At 45.5% G+C, this 519-nt stretch carries 1 protein-coding gene and 1 pseudogene; both read left to right on the top strand.

The genetic code is table 11. The features are described 5' to 3' along the window. Positions 1-163: pseudogene (locus tag R7093_RS28060) on the top strand (flagellar biosynthetic protein FliP); the annotation flags it as partial. Positions 164-189: 26 nt separating this feature from the next. Beyond that, complete coding sequence (fliQ, locus tag R7093_RS28055) at positions 190-459, top strand: flagellar biosynthesis protein FliQ (protein WP_005457784.1); 270 nt, start codon at positions 190-192, stop codon at positions 457-459. The last annotated feature ends 60 nt before the right edge of the window (positions 460-519 follow it).

Below are 519 nucleotides of genomic sequence, written 5' to 3'. Positions count from 1 at the left end.
GTTCTTGATCATCGACTTGGTGGTGGCATCGGTTTTGATGGCCATGGGTATGATGATGCTATCGCCAATGATTGTATCGCTACCGTTTAAGTTGATGCTGTTTGTGTTGGTGGATGGTTGGAACTTGATATTGTCGACCTTAGCCGGCAGTTTCGCCCTTTAGGTTGGCACAGAGAAAAGAGGTAAGACATGACTCCTGAAATGTTTGTCGAGCTTTTCCGTGAGGCACTGTGGATGGTGTTGATCATGGTCTGTGCCATTATTATCCCCAGTTTGCTCATCGGTTTGGTCGTGGCGATTTTTCAAGCCGCGACGTCAATTAACGAACAGACATTAAGCTTCTTACCTCGTTTGATCGTGACTTTGTTAGCTTTGATGCTGTTTGGTCACTGGATGACGCAAATGCTGATGGAATATTTCTTCGGCTTGATTGAGCGCTTGCCTCAGGTTCTGTACTAGAGGCTGGTATGGAGTATCCCACTCAAATCATCTTAGACTGGATAGCCAATTATTTTTGGC

Source organism: Vibrio sp. 1580 (genome assembly GCF_033340055.1).
Note: the sequence above shows the minus strand (reverse complement) of the source record. Positions and strands in the feature narration are given on the sequence as shown.